We start from the raw sequence: 17,413 nt of genomic DNA, 5'->3' as shown, positions 1-17,413 counted from the left end.
AACTTAGCAGCAGCCACCATTCGAGCAAGAAAATTAAGCCAACAAAAGCAATGGTCAGGAAAAACGTGACAGTGGCTTTTTTCACAACCCGCTTTCTATCACTATTGCCTGCAGTACTCAAAATATAAACTGTTATAGCTAGGCCAATTAAGGCAGCAAGGTATTTTATGATCGAGAGGGTATTTAGCGCAGGTTCCATTGCCTGTTACTGGCTGCTTTGCTTTTCGTCTTCCTCAACCTCTTTTACTTTTACCTTCACCGCGTGCTCCTCTGGCTTAATGCCATGATCGCGCACCCTCGAGTGCACCTGGGTAAACTCAGCACCCAACAGAAAGATGACCGAAGTATAGTAAACCCACACCAGTATAAGTACCAGGGAACCTGCTGCGCCATAGGTATCGGCTAAAGGGTCGTGCTGAAAATAAATGGTCAGCACATACTTGCCCAGCACAAACAGAATAGCCGTTACTGTCGCCCCGACCCATACGTTAAACCATTTTATTTTTGCGTCAGGCAGTACTTTAAAGATTGCTGCAAAAATGAAGGTACTGATCACAATGGAAATAAAAATGTTCCCAATAGTGACAAGGTATACTGCGATGCCAGACAAGGACTCCCGCAGGTAATCGTAAATCACACCCAGTATGATGTCGATGGATAAGGAAACAAGCAGGAGAAAACCCAGGCTCACAACCAGTGCCAAGGATAGAACACGATCCACGATCAGCTTAACCCACCCTCGTTCCGGCTTTGCCTTTACCTCCCACATTGCGTTAAGCGAATCCTGAAGGGCAACAAACACAGTGGTAGCCGTAAAGATCATGGTGCAGACACCTACGATCGTGCCTATTGTGGTAGCCGACGACTGGCTGGCATTTTCAAGGATGCTTTGAACCTGTGCCGCACTGTTACGCCCGATAATGCCCCCGATCTGGTTTACCAGCTGCCCTTTCACAGCCTCCTGCCCAAACGCAGCACCAGCAATCCGGACCATGATGATGAGCACCGCCGGGAGTGAAAAGATCGTATAAAAGCCTATGATGGCGGCATAGTCCAGGGGTTTATCGTCAGCAAACTCCTTAAACGTTCGCTTGGTCAGATACCAGGTGTATTGCAGTCCCTTTTTCATCTATAAGGTAGTATAATACGGTAACCATGCTGGTCACTTTGTTTTACCACCTTTCATACGGCATCCGGGCTGCTTCTGGTTTATGGATATATTTTAAAGTATGTTTTGATCCAAAATTCAGATACAGCCTGCCTTACTCATACCACTCAGATACACGCTGCAAAGGTTTACGCTCCAGGTCAGGTACCCGTACTTCATGTGCCGGATATCCTACCGGTAAAAGCAGAAAAGGCCGCTCGTTCTCAGGTCGCTTCAGAAGTTTTGTCAGGAAGTTCATCGGGCTTGGAGTATGGGTTAGGGTAACAAGCCCCGCATGGTGAATAGCCGAGATAAGAAAACCGCAGGCTATACCAACAGACTCTGAAACGTAATAGTTATTGCGCTTGCTACCATCCTCTTTAAAGTCGTAGGCTTTTTTAAACACCACTATCAGCCAGGGGGCCACTTCCAGGAATGGCTTCCGCCAGTCTGTGCCAAGAGGAGCCAGGTCTTCAAGCCATTCAGGGGTCATCCTGCCATGGTAACTGTCATATTCCTCTTTCTCAGCCGCCGCACGTATCTGTTGTTTCAGCTCCGGGTTTGAGATCACACAGAAGGTCCAGGGTTGTTTATGCGCACCGGAAGGAGCCGTGGAGGCTGTCATCAGTAATCGCTCTATTACTTTTCGGGGCACAGGTTTGTCAGAGAATTCACGCACAGAACGGCGCTTATCCAGGAAATTAAAGTATTCCTGTGCTCTCCTGACTACTTCCTCTGAAGTATACTGATCAGGGTGATACGGTATGAATGGAAAATCGGTATCCGGCATTAATGCAATGTATAAAGGTACGAAAGCAACTACCTACAGAGAACGGGGCACCATTTCTATTTCAGTGTAAGCCTGGCAAGGTAATTCCCGGCTTCGCCTTCAAACAAAACCTTGAAATCAAAGCCATGCTTTCCGGCATAATCTTCCAGTATCTCAGGATCGATAAAAAGCCAGTTAAACCAGCCGCTTTCCTGTGTTTTATACTTCATGTTATATTTTACTTCACCATAATAACCAGCATTCAGGTCAAGTAAAACAGACCCATCTTCTTCCTCGAACATGTATAGTATGTCAGATGACTCGAGCAGGATCTGCCCCTTTGGTTGAATCAGGGTTTTAGCGTGCTCCAGGAAACGCTCCAGGCCCTGCAGGTCTCCGGCAATACCAATGCCGTTCATGAGCATCAGCAGTGTATCAAATTTACCTTCCAGGTCATAAACACTTCGGTGCATTACCTGCTTTACCCCTCGTTGCTTCATGGCCTCTACGGCACCTCCTGAAATATCAAGCGCTGTTACCTGCAAATTACGATCCTGCAGGGCCAGGGTATGGCAACCCGCTCCTGCTCCGATGTCCAGTATTGCTCCCTTACACATGTCCAAAGCCAATAGCTCCATTTCGGGCATTTCATCCTCTTTTCTGAAAAGGTAGCTTACCGGAATGAAGTCATCCTCTGTCAGGTTACTTTCAACAGTTATCTCTGTATTTACATCGCCTGCAATAAAATCTAATACTGCAGAACCAATTGGATCGTTGTTATTCATAATGCTACGTTTCAGGCTGCAAATTAATACACAAATTACCGATTAAGAAACAGTGGTTTGAACAAATCTAATTATTAATAAAATTTAATATTGTATGACATAGCTATTAACCAAACACTTACCTTATAAATTTAAATCCTGCTTATTGCATTAATCAAAATTATATGTAGATTTAGCTGTAGATAAATATTTTTCACCAGATGAATACAGCAGCTTATAATCACATTCAGCTTATGGATCCTAAACTGGAAATGAAGTATTTGCGATTAGAAAAGTCACGTAACCGCCTGCTCGACGAGCTGGAAGGGTTAGATGATGAGTTGCTTAACTTAACTTCTGCCGATGGTAAATGGACCATCAATCAAACAATCTGCCACCTGATACAGGTAGATCAGCTTACGACCAGCTACGTTAAAAACAAAGTTGCAAAACGCGAGAACCTTCATCCATCCTCTATCTCAAACGGCTTTAAATCCCTGCTCCTGAAGCTTGCTTTAAAGTCAGGTAAAAAGTATAAAGCCCCAGAGGCAGTAGCCCAGGTCCCGGCCACTTCTTCATTCGATAAGCTTCGCAAGCAATGGGATGAGGTTAGGTTTACCATGGAAGATGTTCTGACTGAAATCCCGGAAGACCTCCTGGACAAATGCCTTTTCAAACATCCTTATGTAGGGCCCCTCTCCATTTCTCAAACCTTATCGTTTTTGCAGGACCATTTTGACCACCACCTGCGCCAGATCCATCAGCTAAAGTTAAAACTAGTGAGGTAAAACCTGTGTCCGGGTTAATGGGTACGATGCACAAGTTGCTTTTTAAATTAATTGCGTAATTTACCTGCTGAAACACGCTTTCAGGAACTCCATGGTTCTTACCGGATAATTTACCAGGTAACTCCCCTGCTGTTGCCCAAACAAATGGTAGCAAGCAGCAGTAAAAGCACGTTCATATGACACAAACTATACAATACATGAGTAAGCTGACCATCAAGACCTACGAAGAATTTGAGCAGTATGAGGGGAAAGAATTAGGCACCTCCGGGTACCACACCATCACACAGGAGCAGATCACCAAGTTTGCAGAGGCTACCCTCGATTATCAGTGGATTCACCTGGACCAGGAGAGAGCCAAGAACGAATCGCCCTTCGGCAACACTATTGCCCATGGCTACCTTACAGTATCGTTGCTGCCTTACCTGTGGGGGCAGATCGTTTCTATAGAAAACCTTAAAATGCAGGTGAATTATGGTATTGAAGAACTCAGGTTCAACCAGCCTGTTTTGGTTAATGGCGAGGTTCGTTTAAAAGCAAAACTGCTGTCGCTTAAAAACCTGCGGGGCATCACCAAAGCCCAGATAGAAGTAACCATGGAGATCAAAGACAATAAAAAACCTGCTTTTACAGGCATTGTCACGTTTCTATACCACTTTAACAACTAAAACAGCTGTACCCAGGCAAAGGCCTCGTTTCAGTTAAAATTTAAAAGGGCTTCCCCGTTCGCTTTACACGAACGGGGAAGCCCTTTTTAAATGCATTTATAATGAATTCAGTTACTTCTTGTCGCTCCCTTCACGGTTCTTATCGCTCTTTTTGTTCCAGGAGCCTTGCCCCTGCTGCTGACTTGCAGTCGCGCCTGTACCATCCGTACCCAGATCTACGGCTCCTTTGTAGTTTGCAGTATTAGAATAATTGTCGGGCATTGGGGTAGCGTTTGCATCGCTATCCGGCTTTTGTTTGTTCTTGTTTTGCTTATCTTTATTATCAGCCATGATTGTATCCTTTTTTGTTTAAATTATACCTCCAACCTTTGCAGGTATCCTTACTTAGGTACGGTTGGTTAAAGGGGAGGTTATTATGCTTGTTTAAACTGATCCATATATGCTATCACATCGCCATGCCATATTTTTGGAGGTAGCGCGCTTACTTAGCTTTACCAAAGCCAGCCAAAGCCTGTTCCTGAGCCAGTCTGCCATCAGTAAACATGTGAAGGCTTTGGAGGAGTATTATAAAACCGGCCTGTTTGAGCGCCACGGAAACAGCGTTAGCCTCACGCCTGCCGGTAGCGTGCTGTATCAGAAGCTGCTGGTAGCACGTCAGCTGGAGCATGAGTTATATGAGGAGTTCAAAAGTATCAGCTCTGAGTTCTCGCCACAGGTACGGATGATCATTGGGTCCAGTACCACAATATCCCTTTATATCCTGCCTCCTGTACTATCTGTTTACCTGCAGAACAACCCGAATGTACAGATAACACTTATGAACCGGAACAGCGAGAACATTCAGAAGGCCCTGCTCGAGCATGAGATTGACCTGGGCATTATTGAGGGGATCAACAAAGTAAATAACGTTACCTATACCCCCTTCCTCACAGATGAAGTAATAGCGGTGTGTGCCTCGCAGAGTCCGCTGAAGGATAAACAACTGGACCCCAAAGACCTGTACGACATTCCACTAGCTCTCAGGGAGTATGGTTCCGGCACGCTGGCAGTGCTAGAAGAGGCCCTGAAACGGAAGCAGATAGACCTGACCGACCTGCCGGTTAAGATCAGGCTGGGAGGTACCGAAGCTCTCAAGAACTTTGTGCGGGCAGATACCTGCCTTTCCTTCCTGCCCAGGCCTGCCGTCCTGAAAGAGCTTGCATCCGGTGAACTTGTAGAGGTGCAGGTGAATGGCCTGAAGATAAACCGCACCTTTAACTTCATTCAGCGCAAAGGCACCGAGAACGATTTGCTATACAAGAATTTCATTAAGTTTATCAAAAAACAGTATTCCAAAAAGGAATAGGCTATTCCATTTCTGTATTTTGTTTGCTCATAGGTTAAGCGCTATTTGCCGTAGTAATAAGTAAAGCTATTTACTATGGAAACTACCACGCACACCCAAAGCTTACTCAGTCATTTAACCTGCTCTAACTGCGGCTCCTCCCACTCTGCCTTTGAGCCACAGTTAACATCTACGTGTTGCCAATTGCCGCTGGAGGCGCAGTATAACGTCTATGAGCCGATAAGTAAAAATGCCCTGCTTCGTCGCCCGGCCACTATGTGGCGCTACCGGGAAATGCTTCCGGTGTTGTGTGATGAAAACATTGTAACGCTTGGCGAAGGCTTCACTCCTGTTTTACCACTCCATAACCTTGGCACAAAGTATAACCTGAAGCAACTGCAGCTAAAGGACGAAGGACAGAACCCAACAGGATCCTTTAAAGCGCGTGGTCTAAGTATGGCTATTTCTAAGGCGAAAGAGTTTGGGGTGGAGGGCTGTATCATTCCAACAGCCGGCAACGCTGGCGTAGCAATGGCCGCATATTGTGCCAGGGCTGGTATGCGTGCTGTAGTAGTTATGCCCCGCCACACCCCCAATGCCTTTAAGGAAGAGTGCTACTGGTATGGAGCAGAGGTGCACCTGGTAGACGGGCTTATAAACGACTGCGCTGCCAAAGCAAAAGAGTTGAACGCTGACAATAGCTTACTGGATGTTTCCACGCTTAAGGAACCCTACCGCCTGGAAGGGAAAAAGACCATGGGTTATGAAATTGCCGAACAGTATGGCTGGTCTTTGCCTGAGGTAATATTGTATCCTGCCGGTGGTGGCACAGGTTTGATCGGTATCTGGAAAGCTTTTAGAGAAATGCAGGCCATGGGTTGGTTGTCTGAAGACATAAAACTGCCCCGCATGATAGCCGTGCAGGCAGCAAACTGCCAGCCACTCGTCGAAACGTTTTTAGGCCATCAGCCAAACTCAAAGAACTATACCGGTAAACCGACCATTGCCAACGGCCTGGCTGTGCCCCGCCCTATCGGAGAGCAAATGATGCTGCGTGTAATAAGAGAGTCCCGGGGAACGGCAGTTAGTGTGACAGAAGATGAAATGCTGCAGGGCCTCCGGGAACTGAGCGCCTCTGAAGGACTTTTTGTTGCTCCTGAAGGTGCGGCTATCTGGATGGCTGCCCGGCAACTACTCAAAACCAATAACATAGCACCTGATGCTAATATCCTGCTGCTAAATACCGGCTCCGGGCAAAAATACATGGAGAACATAGCAGGTAAGTATCGCTAAGATCATCAGCTCAGGCACTAAACTTTACGATTCCGCTGCTGCTTCTAAAGAAAAGCGTTAATTTTGCGGGCTCATAACGAGTTACGCGATGAACACTGCAGAGTACAAAGAACACTTTTCCAAAAATTTCACATTGGCTTTCCCGGTGGTACTCAGCCAGTTGGGGCACATCATGGTGAGTGTTTTTGATAGCCTCATGGTTGGCCAGATCGGTACGCTGCCCCTGGCAGGAGCCTCGTTGGGTAACAGCATATTTACCATAACGCTGGTTTTTGGGCTTGGCGTATCGTATAGTATTACGCCCCTTATCGCGGCGGCAGACGGAAGGCGTAATTATACCCGTATTTCATTGCTCCTGCTCAACGGACTCGTATCAAACGTGCTGCTGGGTATCCTGCTGTTTATATTTGGCTATATTTTCTCTCCCTACATCACACTTCTGGATCAGCCCCCACAGGTAGTAGCCTTAGCTGTTCCTTATATCAATATTCTTTTCCTGTCTATGGTACCGTTGATGGTGTTCCAGGCTTTCCGTCAGTTTGCGGAGGGTTTATCACTCACCAAGCAGTCCATGTATATTTCCGTTGTGGCCAACAGCCTGAATATCGTTCTCAACTACATCCTTATTTTCGGAAAGCTGGGGTTCGAACCGATGGGCCTTGTAGGCGCCGGCTGGGCAACGCTGATCTCAAGGGTAGTGATGGCCATGATGATGGCCGGGTATGTGCTTTATGCCAAGCGGTTTAAAATATTACGAAAGTACCTGAAGCTGCGTCACCTGTCTGTGCTGCACATGTACCATATCTTTAAATTAGGATTACCTATTTCCGGGCAGATGATCTTTGAAATGGGTGCTTTCAGTTTCTCGGCTGTTATGATCGGGTGGCTTGGCGCCAAAGAACTTGCCGCTCACCAGATTGCCATAAACGTTGCATCTGTTACCTACATGATGGCCAGTGGCATCGGTGCTGCAGCCACCATCCGGGTGGGTAACCAAAAAGGGCTCGGCAATTTCAGGGGCATGCGGGTAGCCGGCAACAGCAGTTTTGCCATGGGTATCATGTTCATGATCGGCAGTGGCTTGCTCATGGTGCTGGGCAATAAGCTGATCCCGATGCTCTACATTGATGACCCTGCAGTGATACAGATCGCCTCTTCCCTACTCATCATTGCTGCCTTGTTCCAGATATCAGATGGCGTACAGGTAGTAGGGCTTGGTGCCTTACGTGGCCTGGAGGATGTGCGTGTGCCAAGCCTCATCTCCCTGCTGGCCTACTGGGTGGTTGGCCTGCCTGTTGGCTATATCCTTTGCTTTAAAATGGGTTTAGGAGTAAGTGGCGTCTGGACAGGTTTATTAGTAGGATTATCCGTAGCCGCCATACTTTTGTTCCTGCGTTTCAGGGACTTAAGTAGCAGGTATAAAAAAATTGCATTATAGCATGGCACTAAAAGTGCAATAGCTGCGTTGCTTTTTACGAACACTTTTTAACTTTTAGCCAAGTCAAAATGTTTACGTTTACCTTAGCAATGTCGCTATGGTTAGGTATTTTTCTGCCTGACGTAGCTCCAGCTGCCTCGAAAGCACCCGTACCTGGGGCAGCAGAAACAAATACTGATAAGCTTACCTGGTCAGCGGCCAGAAGGCTTACCTGGGACGATTTTAAAGGCATTCCGGATGATGCCAATGAACATCATGCCCTTACAGCAGCCAATCTTGCTGTAGATGCAAGGTGCAGCAATAACAAGCTGTCTTACGATGTAAAATGTGTGTTTTTACCGCAGGAATCCTGGTCCAGGAACAAGAAATCAGAGAAGCTACTGCTACATGAACAATTGCACTTTGACCTGACAGAAGTGCACGCAAGGCTATTACGGAAAAAGCTGCGCAACATGAACAGTAGTTGTACAAATCTCCAAAGCAACCTCAACTTGGCTGTTAAAAGTGCCTTCCAGGATTGGAAAGAGGAACAGGCCCTGTTTGACCAACTTAGTAGACATGGCCTGAATAAGGAGGAACAGAAAGCCTGGGAAAAGGATATCTACAGCCGCCTCTCAGCATTAAAAGCGTATAGTTTTTAAAAGCAGAAAGCCCCGGTACTTCAACGTACGGGGCTTTCTGCTTAAGGAGATCATTATAGTTTTGGCTTTTGCAGGTCTTTGGTAGCCGGTCCGGTTATTACTCTGCCAAACGGGTCAAAGCGTGAGCCATGGCACGGGCAGTCCCATGATTTTTCTACATTGTTCCAGCTAACCACACAGCCTAGGTGTGTGCAGACAGCTGAACATTTGTGCCGAATGCCGTCATTATCGCAATACACCGCTATCTTATCTGTTCCGTCACGCATCACACGTCCGGAGCCGGGCATTACCTGCATCTCATCATCTACCTCACCCGGTGTTACGTAGTCTTTGTACTGTGCTGCCACATTCAGGTTGTCCTTTAAAAAGCTACCTGCTGATTTGAAATTTATACGCGCCGGATCATATAATTTAGCCCACTCGTTATCTCTTCCCATGATCAAGTCCGTGTTTAACATTCCGGCAATGGTACCATGTGTTATGCCATGACCGGAGTCGCCGGTGGCAATATAAACGTTATCAGTATCACCCGGATTTCGACCAATATAAGCCAGCCCGTCTACCGGCTCCTGTACTTGTCCGGACCAGTGGTATTCCAGTTCCTCTACCATCGGGAATTTAAGCCGCGCCCAGCGCTCCAGTTCATAAAAATGGTTTGCAGGTGTGCTTTCCTGTCCTGTTTTATGATCTGCTCCCCCCACTATCAGCAAGTCTTTAGCAGCTCCGCGCGCATCCGCTTTCAGCAAACGGACATAATGATATGGGTCGTCCAAATCCCAGAACAATGCATCCGGAACAGCATCTTTCGGTACAGCCAAGCCTAAGGCATAGGTACGATAAGGAGCCTGTTTTGTGTGGATGGTTACCAGGTCATTTACCGGTGAGTTGGTGGCTACCACTAAATGATTTGCTGACACAGCATGGCCATCTTCTGCGGTAACCGTTATAACAGGGCCTGATTTAAACCCTGTTACTTTTGTATCGGTAAAGATCTGACCACCATTATCCATAAATACTTTAGATAAGCCCGCCATATACTTCATCACATGAAAGTGTGCCTGATCAGGGAATTGCAGGCAAGGCAAGGCAGTTAGTGTATCCACAGGGCAAGCTTTACGCATCACCACATCGTACCAGCCGATCTGCTGTACAGCTTCCAGCTCACGCATCAGTTCTTCCTCCTGCTCACGGTTGTTGGCAAAAAGATAGCCATTCACCTTCTGGAAATCACAATCAATATTTTCTTCTTTAGCTATCTTCTCGATCATCTCAATGGCGCGTGCATGGCTCTGGCAGGCAAGCCGGGCACCATCTTTACCGAAGTACTTGATCAGGTTTGTGAACCTGTCGTCAAGGGCATTTGAAAGATGTGCTGTAGTCCGGCTGGTTTCGCCACCTGCAATAGATCTTGCTTCGAGTACAATAACACGCTTGCCTTCTTTTTGCAGTAAATATGCAGTGGTGATACCTGCAATACCTCCACCTACGATACACACGTCACAGGTTAAGTTCTTATCTAATCGCTGCGTGCTCGGTAAAGTAATGTTCTCTACCCACACAGGTAAGCTAGCTCCGGATTCGTTCTTCATAGTTTCTTGATTATACACAACAAAGTGGCCGCCAATACCAAGTATCAGCTTCGCTAAGGATTACGGAGTGCAAAAACTATATGTTTCTGTTATACTAAAATGGCAACAGTGAAATTATATTATAAAAACGTTATATTGTACTCCGAAACGTTAATCAAGATTTAAAAAACTAAACAATTGGCGTTGATTGCTACTCCGCACATAGTGGTAATAAGCGTATGTTTACGCATATCTGCTAGTTAGCCAAAAGTGAAATTACAGAAAATGATAAGAACTGTTCTTATTCTGGTAGTTTTCATGATGGTGTCCTGTAAAGCAACAGACAGTAGTCAAGGCGACTATGCTCAATTCGCAGACAAGGAGCTGGTTCGTCTGTTGCAGATTGATACCACTGCCAATCAGTTTATCTATGAAAACAGCAATGCGTTGATCTTCATTCCGCTTTCAGTTTTACAATCTTATATTGCCGAGAACCTTTCCGACAAGAACTTATGCCAAGAGAAAAAGAATGACCTCAGTAAACTGAACAAGCAAATACGAACAATAGAAGGAGATGCCAATCTGTTTAATATAGAACATCTTCCTGCTCCAGACTATCACAAGGATATGGGGCGGAGATACTATAAAGAATATAAAAAGCAGTTTATAGAACCTTATGGCTATGCGCCTCTTACTAAAATTTCAGAGCCAAATGTAAAAGCAAGTGAAAGCTACAGGTGGATCGTCAGTGATCTACTGCTTTTGGGTAAGGCAAGCGTATTCAACAAAGCAGAGAGAAAGTTTGAAGAAAATATTTTGTATGAAAATGTGATACTCGAGGACGGTCTAGGAGTAGAATCCCTTCTTTTTAAAGAAGGCAGGCAATTCTTCTTAGTAAAAGCCGAATCTCATATTGCGTGGCCCGACTTTGATTGTTTGGACTCTCTTGAAATGAGGAACTATGGTTCAAAATAAAAACACATCTGGCTAACCACAGTAGCTGTTGCACAACACTAAAGTAATTTCTTTTCTTAATTCTCTTTTCACGCACTTCCATTTCCAAGCCTCAATTAGCAGTTTAAAAAAACCATGTAGCTCCGGCCTGGGTAGGGCCATGACAGCCGCCTGACTTCTTTTTTGGGTATAGCGCATCAGCTTCTGCAAGTTATAGGCCGCCGCGGCCAAAAGCATCCCCTTGTGGGCCATTACAAGTCCCCGGGTGTTAATCTTGCGCATTCCCAAAAAGTTAAGCAGTGTGCCCAGCACCGGCTCCACGGTGGCCTGCCGGACTCGCTTCATGCGTCGTCCCCAGCGGCTTTGGAGGCGGGCAATGGTTCTCTCATACTCCTCCCGATAGAAGGTTACTTCAATCTTTTTGACGTGTAGCTGGCCAATGCAGCTCTCTTTGATGGGGCAGTCCCTGCAGTCCTTCCTGGTGGTGTAGTAGGTTCTCTTTTTGTTGTTGTTCTTTTTCTCCACCAGCACGTTGCGGAAGGTTACCTTTTTATTTTGAGGGCAGCGCCAGTAATCCCCTTCCCGCTCGTAGGTAAAGCCGGCAGGGCCTCCCTTGTAGGTGCCGTGGGGCGGGATGAAAGCCGTGACGCCTTGCTGCTCCAAAAGGGCGTAGTTCTCACCAGAGGAGTAGCCGGCATCCGCTAGCAGCGTACTACACGAGAGGCTTAACAGCTGTAGCCTTGAGGTGAGCGACCCCAGCAGGGTTGGCAGACACAGGCTATCTTTTCGGTCAGCGTGGTCGGCCTGCGCGTGGGTGATCACGTGACTGCCCGTATCCACTGCCAGCTGTAAAAGGTAGCAGAGCTTGCGGGCCTTGCCGGGCTTTACCGCTATCCGGGCATCCGGATCCACCGGGGAGTAGTGCGTCTTGTTAGAGGTGAAGCGGCTGTCCTTATTGCTGGCGCCGGGGTGCTGGTCTTTTCCCCACTTCTTATTACGGGCCTTGATTTCCTGCAGCTCATCGCGGCTGGCGGTGAGGGTACGCTGCTGCTGGCTGGCCTTGTTGCGCATGGCCCTGCGGTCGGCAGGACTCATTGCCCTGACCCGCTCCAGGTGATCGGCCAGCTCCTGCTGGGGCACCTTCAGCTCCAGCGAGTCCATCGATGCGTTGGCTTTGATCAGGGCAGAATCTACCACTTGGGTATGGCCCGAGACCATGCCTGCTTCCACGCACAGGGAGAGCACGCGGGTGAAGACTTCCTCAAAGAGCGCGGCAGGCAAGAGCTGGCGGGTACGGGAGAGGGTCGAATGCCAGGGCAGCGGCTCGTCAAGCTGGTAGTCGAGGAAGTACAAAAGGTCCAGGCGCAGGCTGCAGTGCTCGATGAGTTTTCTGTCGGAGATGATGTTCTCCAGGTAGCCCACCAGGCAGAGCTTGAAGAAGACCACCGGGTCGATCGACTGCTGACCGCAGCGGCCATAGAAGGGAGCCGTCAGCTCATAGAGAAATGAAAAGTCCAGCCGCTGCTTGAGCTGCCTGTAGAAGTTGCACTCAGGTACGTGTGCCGAGAGCGAGAAGCGTAGCTCCCGCTCGTCTTCGAAAGTTTTCCTGCCCTGCATCGCCTCATCGATTTGGTACTATACGCTTTTACGATTATCTTCAACCAGTTGTGCAACATGCACCACACCTAAACTATAGCTACGCCACAGTTTAGGCTAGTCCGTTGTGTGTCAGCTAAAAAAACAAACTAATAACTAATGGAAGTACTTTTTCACTTCGTATTCGAGTTAATTAAAATCTCCATTTTGGGGGTTATTTATGCGACACTGACTTTCATTACTATTTTGATAATCGGAAAGTTTAAACCTGAAAGTTGGTTTGCGAGAGTTTCAAAGAAGAAATTCAAATTGTGGTTTCTAAGCGGACTTCTTATTTCAATTGGACTTTTTGCTTTTATGTTTTCTTATTGGGGTGACCACGGACTTGGTGACAGTGCAAGAGTTCCTGTTGGATATTTTCAAGTTGTAAAAGAAATTAATGGAAATGATGCATATATCGAAAAGGAGAAATATAACCAGTTAGGAATTAAAAACTTCGCCTTCGACAATCACAACTTGTATGCTGAAACTCAACGAGAATTTAATGGTGAAAAAGGCGACTATGTAATATGGAACCTAAGAACAGACGAGTGGTCATTTTATAAAACCAAAGAAGATTATTTAATTGAAGCAGAGAAAAATAATTATCCGAAACCAGCTGAATTTGAAGAGTTCTTTGAACATTACAAAAGACATTGGAATGGTTGGAGATTTTGGCTGCTACCTTAATGAATAAAAAATAAAAAAGCCGAACACACAACACGGTATATAGCAAATAGGGCGTTCAGTGGTTTACGAGAGTTCAGTGCTATTTACCAACACCGCCAAATCGTTGTATTGGCTTTTATAAATGAATAAATTAAAAACAAAATACAACGCTTTGGCTCAGTGCAAACTTGACAGTTTATCGCTTTCTACTGCCCTACTTGCCATATACTCAACATTGGCTGAATTAGAAATTATGAAAGAAAAGATTTTAGAAGCTTGTATAATTGGCAACGTCGTAACCCTTATTTATCTGTTTACTATCTCGGCTTCCTTTTCAAACTTCATTGATACATCTATTTATTTAGCTTTGATTGCATTAATTCCTATGACTTTAGGAATTTTGGTGTGGTTAAAATTATCTGAAAAGATGGCTGCAGTTTTCCAATTAAAGAATAACCTAAAATTTATTATTTATTTAATTTTAAACTCAGCCATTCCTTTACTTATCCTCTTATTGCAAAGCTACATTGATTGGGGAGGTAGACTAACTAATGAAATTTTGAGGACTAATTATTTCGAAAATTACTTCTTCGAATTCGGTTTTATAATAATTGGTGTACTCCCAACTCTTTTAAAACTTAGTTTAGATTTTTATAAAAAAGGGGAACTTACAAGTAAAATAATTTAGCCTAACCAAAGCTATAATATAGCTTCGCTACATTATAGCCAAGCCGAAATCTATGATGAAACTGGAAAACTGAAAGAGAAGGTTTGGGGAAGAAGCTGTGAGCAAGCTTATGGAGCAGTAAGGAGCATACTGATCTATGACTCTTTAGATAACCCTGTTGGCACTTATACTACACATGACTCGCTGGTTAATCTAGACACCGTAGATTACAAGCAGACTTACTTTTATGACATGAAAAATAGGCTGATAAAGGAGAAAACAGCCAAAAGGGTTGAGCCATCAGGAGACACGGTTGAGACTTGGAACTACTATACCTATGATGGGAATAGAAGAGACTCAGTAGTAATAAAGGAGAATGATGGTTTACTCTGGAAGGGAGCCTACAAGTATGATAAGAGTGGGAAGCTGGTAGAGCTCAGAAAGACTCGCAGAAATATCTTTGAGAACGAGTACTTCATCTATGATAATCACGGCAGATTGATTGAGAAACTAACAGAAGTGAATGATAAAGTTGCTTCTCCTATTGGGGTCGCCAAAGTCCCTGATTCGAAGATAGTCTACACATATGACTCAGCCGGTTTCTTAAGCAAGGAAATATTGTACCATGATGGCAAAGCGGTTGTACAAGAAGTCAACATCAAGGAATATAAAAATTAAGTCCCATAACCAAGCGCAGCCTTAACCTCCACTACGTTTCGGCTTCGCCTGCGCAAATCCGTTCAGGCAATGCATGAAATGAACCTACAGGAGTAATAGTTACCTGTGAACGAACAACAGGTGTAATAAATCACTATTTTTACCTTTGTATTTAGAACAAGAGTAACTATTACCCTCATTATGGCCCAATTTCATAGAGAAATACCTTACAATAATTTGCCCCTGCTTCCTCCGAAGGCAGATCTGGAAACAAAAGAAGTCATGCGAAAGACCGTCAAAGCGAGCAGGGCCTTGGCACAACTGAATGGAGCCATTATTAACCTACCTAACCCAAGCCTTTTCCTGGACACAATCCATTTACAGGAAGCTAAGGCAAGTTCTGAAATAGAGAACATTATCACCACTAATGATGACCTCTATAAATCAGTTGTGGCTGAAAAGAGATATGAATCCACGGCAGCAAAAGAGGTTATAAGCTACAAAGAGGCGCTATGGTACGGCTTGGAAAAGCTCAAAGAGCGGCCATTCATCACAACGAACCTTTGTGTGGAGATCATGCAATGCATCAAGCAGAACACATCGGGTATCAGGGCTACTCCGGGCACGACTTTATCCAACACGCAGGGCGAAGTGATCTATACGCCACCGTCGGGAGAAGCGGTAATACGCGAGAAACTGGCTAATCTGGAGCGCTTCATTAATGAGGAAAGTACCTTGGACCCGCTCATCAAAATGGCCGTCATGCATTACCAGTTCGAAGCTATACACCCGTTCATTGATGGAAACGGACGAACAGGAAGAATACTGCTTTTGCTTTACCTGAAGATGGAGAAACTGCTGGATGTGCCTGCGCTATACTTGAGTGAGTATATTATCCAGAACAAGTCGGCATATTATCAGAAGCTAAGGGACGTTACAGAAGCCGAAGATTGGGAAGGCTGGGTGCTATACATGCTGGACATGATAGAAAAAACAGCCATCAGCGGACTAATAAAGTTGGGGGAGATCATGGCTGTCATGGAGGCCACTTCGGAAGAAATAAGAGAGAAACTCCCCAAAATACATTCGAAGGAGTTAATAGAGATACTATTCAGGCTGCCGTATACAAAGCGCCAGTTTCTGATTGACGCGAATATGGGAACACCAAAAACAGTAGGCAATTACCTGATAGCGCTTGAGCAGGAAGGCTTCTTAAAAGCAACCAAGGTCGGAAAAGAAAAACTTTACCTAAACCAGCGATTAATGGAAGTACTGGAGAATAAAAGAAAAGGACGAAAGCACAACCCCAGCTATGGTGTATAAATGCACCCTAGCCCATCATTTACCTGCAATTTTAAAAGAAAATAAAATCAATGGATTCACTTTCAAAAGCTATTCGCCCGTTCATTGGAGCAAAAAACTACTAGGAGTCAAGAGAATTTTATAAGGCACTTGAATTTGAGGAAGTTGTTATTGGGGATAAGATGTGTCTTTTTAGGGTGAATGAGAATTTAGGGTTCTATTTACAGGACTACTATGTTGAAGATTGGGTTAATAACACAATGATATTCCTGGAAGTGGATGACATTGGAAGATGCGCAGAAGAGTTATCGAATAAAGGATTACAAGGAAAATATACAGGGGTAATGTTCACTGAAATAAAGCAATTTGATTGGGGCAGAGAATTAATAATGAATGACCCATCAGGTGTATTGTGGCACTTTTGTGAATTCACCAAATAAAAGACAGCAGGTAACATTGTGCATCAGCTATGCTACGGCCGACGGCCCCGCCCTCCGTTTTGCATACCCGTTAATTAAAAAATGGAAAGTCATAAAACAGGATGTAAACTATGAACCAAAATAGTTTTTTTAAAATCAGGGTATATTTCACAGCTGTAGTAACGATAGCTGACTGGGCATTTCTGGGTTGGAACCATTTTAACGGAGGTGTACCAAATCATCATATTCTGGCAAATGAAGCATTGCCTTCCATATCAGATTGGTGGGGAGCAGTGCTGATTCCTGTACTCACCTGGTTTCTTTTGTATCGTGTTCAGAAGAGAGTTTTTAGCAACGAAAACAAGAATCCTGATACCCCGAACTTCCTGTTACCTGTAATTTATGGATTTGCAGGAGCTTTGTTATTTGGTCTAATACTCTCCGTTTTCTTTACTTATGGTTATACTGATATAGCAGGCATTATGGTGTTAGGGCTACTCCCGTTAGCTATTCTGTTTCCGATTTACCGAGCCGAATGTTTTCTCGGCTTTGTACTAGGCATGACTTTTACATTTGGCACAGTCCTTCCAACAGGTATCGGAGCCATCTTTTGTTTAGTAGGTTTAGTACTGTACTTATACATCAGAACAATACTACTATATGTTGGGACAAAGTTTGCCACAAAATAAAGAGTAAAGAGATCCGTTAATTTT

19 protein-coding genes are annotated in these 17,413 nt (G+C 45.1%); 13 read left to right on the top strand and 6 right to left on the bottom strand.

Annotated features, from left to right (window positions below):
• Positions 1-205: 205 nt before the first annotated feature.
• The 3 genes from ACSX1A_RS04445 to ACSX1A_RS04435 form a co-directional block, all read right to left on the bottom strand.
• On the bottom strand, positions 206-1,129 hold the full coding sequence (locus ACSX1A_RS04445) for a YihY/virulence factor BrkB family protein (RefSeq protein WP_439882414.1): 924 nt from the start codon (positions 1,127-1,129) through the stop codon (positions 206-208).
• Positions 1,130-1,262: 133 nt separating this feature from the next.
• Positions 1,263-1,937, bottom strand: coding sequence for a nitroreductase family protein (locus tag ACSX1A_RS04440; RefSeq protein ID WP_439882413.1), 675 nt, complete (start codon positions 1,935-1,937; stop codon positions 1,263-1,265).
• A 56-nt stretch (positions 1,938-1,993) separates the two neighbouring features.
• Entirely contained in the window at positions 1,994-2,701 is a 708-nt protein-coding gene (locus ACSX1A_RS04435) for a class I SAM-dependent methyltransferase (RefSeq protein ID WP_439882412.1), read from the bottom strand.
• Between the two features lie 233 nt (positions 2,702-2,934).
• Between ACSX1A_RS04435 and ACSX1A_RS04430 the strand changes: the two genes are divergently transcribed.
• Both ACSX1A_RS04430 and ACSX1A_RS04425 read left to right on the top strand, forming a co-directional pair.
• Positions 2,935-3,468 carry a DinB family protein gene (locus ACSX1A_RS04430; protein WP_439882411.1) on the top strand — a complete coding sequence of 178 codons (534 nt, stop codon included), beginning with the start codon at positions 2,935-2,937 and terminating at the stop codon, positions 3,466-3,468.
• A gap of 197 nt (positions 3,469-3,665) precedes the next feature.
• Entirely contained in the window at positions 3,666-4,133 is a 468-nt protein-coding gene (locus ACSX1A_RS04425) for a MaoC family dehydratase (RefSeq protein ID WP_439883534.1), read from the top strand.
• A 111-nt stretch (positions 4,134-4,244) separates the two neighbouring features.
• On the opposite strand, the gene ACSX1A_RS04420 is transcribed toward ACSX1A_RS04425, so the two are convergent.
• Positions 4,245-4,463 carry a hypothetical protein gene (locus ACSX1A_RS04420; protein ID WP_439882410.1) on the bottom strand — a complete coding sequence of 73 codons (219 nt, stop codon included), beginning with the start codon at positions 4,461-4,463 and terminating at the stop codon, positions 4,245-4,247.
• Between the two features lie 109 nt (positions 4,464-4,572).
• Between ACSX1A_RS04420 and ACSX1A_RS04415 the strand changes: the two genes are divergently transcribed.
• The 4 genes from ACSX1A_RS04415 to ACSX1A_RS04400 all read left to right on the top strand — a co-directional run bounded on the left by ACSX1A_RS04415 (position 4,573) and on the right by ACSX1A_RS04400 (position 8,829).
• Entirely contained in the window at positions 4,573-5,478 is a 906-nt protein-coding gene (locus tag ACSX1A_RS04415; RefSeq protein WP_439882409.1) for a LysR substrate-binding domain-containing protein, read from the top strand.
• 75 nt (positions 5,479-5,553) lie between these two features.
• Complete coding sequence (locus tag ACSX1A_RS04410; protein ID WP_439882408.1) at positions 5,554-6,750, top strand: threonine synthase; 1,197 nt, start codon at positions 5,554-5,556, stop codon at positions 6,748-6,750.
• Between the two features lie 88 nt (positions 6,751-6,838).
• Positions 6,839-8,188: an MATE family efflux transporter gene (locus tag ACSX1A_RS04405; protein WP_439882407.1), complete on the top strand. Its 1,350-nt coding sequence runs from the start codon at positions 6,839-6,841 to the stop codon at positions 8,186-8,188.
• Positions 8,189-8,256: 68 nt separating this feature from the next.
• Positions 8,257-8,829 (top strand): DUF922 domain-containing protein, encoded by a 573-nt coding sequence (locus ACSX1A_RS04400; protein ID WP_439882406.1) that lies wholly within the window; start codon positions 8,257-8,259, stop codon positions 8,827-8,829.
• Between the two features lie 53 nt (positions 8,830-8,882).
• Here ACSX1A_RS04400 and ACSX1A_RS04395 read toward each other — a convergent pair whose 3' ends face one another.
• Positions 8,883-10,418 (bottom strand): FAD-dependent oxidoreductase, encoded by a 1,536-nt coding sequence (locus ACSX1A_RS04395; RefSeq protein ID WP_439882405.1) that lies wholly within the window; start codon positions 10,416-10,418, stop codon positions 8,883-8,885.
• 264 nt (positions 10,419-10,682) lie between these two features.
• On the opposite strand from ACSX1A_RS04395, the gene ACSX1A_RS04390 reads away from it, so the two are divergent.
• Entirely contained in the window at positions 10,683-11,372 is a 690-nt protein-coding gene (locus tag ACSX1A_RS04390; RefSeq protein ID WP_439882404.1) for a hypothetical protein, read from the top strand.
• Positions 11,373-11,384: 12 nt separating this feature from the next.
• On the opposite strand, the gene ACSX1A_RS04385 is transcribed toward ACSX1A_RS04390, so the two are convergent.
• Complete coding sequence (locus ACSX1A_RS04385) at positions 11,385-12,968, bottom strand: IS1182 family transposase (RefSeq protein WP_439882403.1); 1,584 nt, start codon at positions 12,966-12,968, stop codon at positions 11,385-11,387.
• A gap of 138 nt (positions 12,969-13,106) precedes the next feature.
• Between ACSX1A_RS04385 and ACSX1A_RS04380 the strand changes: the two genes are divergently transcribed.
• The 6 genes from ACSX1A_RS04380 (at position 13,107) to ACSX1A_RS04355 (ending at position 17,389) form a co-directional block, all read left to right on the top strand.
• A complete protein-coding gene (locus ACSX1A_RS04380; RefSeq protein ID WP_439882402.1) occupies positions 13,107-13,676 on the top strand; it encodes a hypothetical protein in 570 nt (189 codons plus the stop codon).
• Positions 13,677-13,797: 121 nt separating this feature from the next.
• Positions 13,798-14,343: a hypothetical protein gene (locus tag ACSX1A_RS04375; RefSeq protein ID WP_439882401.1), complete on the top strand. Its 546-nt coding sequence runs from the start codon at positions 13,798-13,800 to the stop codon at positions 14,341-14,343.
• Between the two features lie 231 nt (positions 14,344-14,574).
• On the top strand, positions 14,575-15,000 hold the full coding sequence (locus ACSX1A_RS04370; protein ID WP_439882400.1) for a hypothetical protein: 426 nt from the start codon (positions 14,575-14,577) through the stop codon (positions 14,998-15,000).
• Positions 15,001-15,180: 180 nt separating this feature from the next.
• The gene (locus ACSX1A_RS04365) at positions 15,181-16,302 is read left to right on the top strand and encodes a Fic family protein (protein WP_439882399.1); all 1,122 of its coding nucleotides are present in this window, start codon (positions 15,181-15,183) and stop codon (positions 16,300-16,302) included.
• A gap of 239 nt (positions 16,303-16,541) precedes the next feature.
• Positions 16,542-16,721, top strand: coding sequence for a hypothetical protein (locus ACSX1A_RS04360; RefSeq protein WP_439882398.1), 180 nt, complete (start codon positions 16,542-16,544; stop codon positions 16,719-16,721).
• A 110-nt stretch (positions 16,722-16,831) separates the two neighbouring features.
• Positions 16,832-17,389 (top strand): hypothetical protein, encoded by a 558-nt coding sequence (locus tag ACSX1A_RS04355; RefSeq protein ID WP_439882397.1) that lies wholly within the window; start codon positions 16,832-16,834, stop codon positions 17,387-17,389.
• Positions 17,390-17,413: the final 24 nt, after the last annotated feature.

Source organism: Pontibacter sp. MBLB2868, assembly GCF_051904785.1.
In the GTDB taxonomy this organism is placed as follows: domain Bacteria; phylum Bacteroidota; class Bacteroidia; order Cytophagales; family Hymenobacteraceae; genus Pontibacter.
The sequence above is the reverse complement of the archived record's forward strand: the minus strand, read 5'-3'. Positions and strand labels throughout refer to the sequence as shown.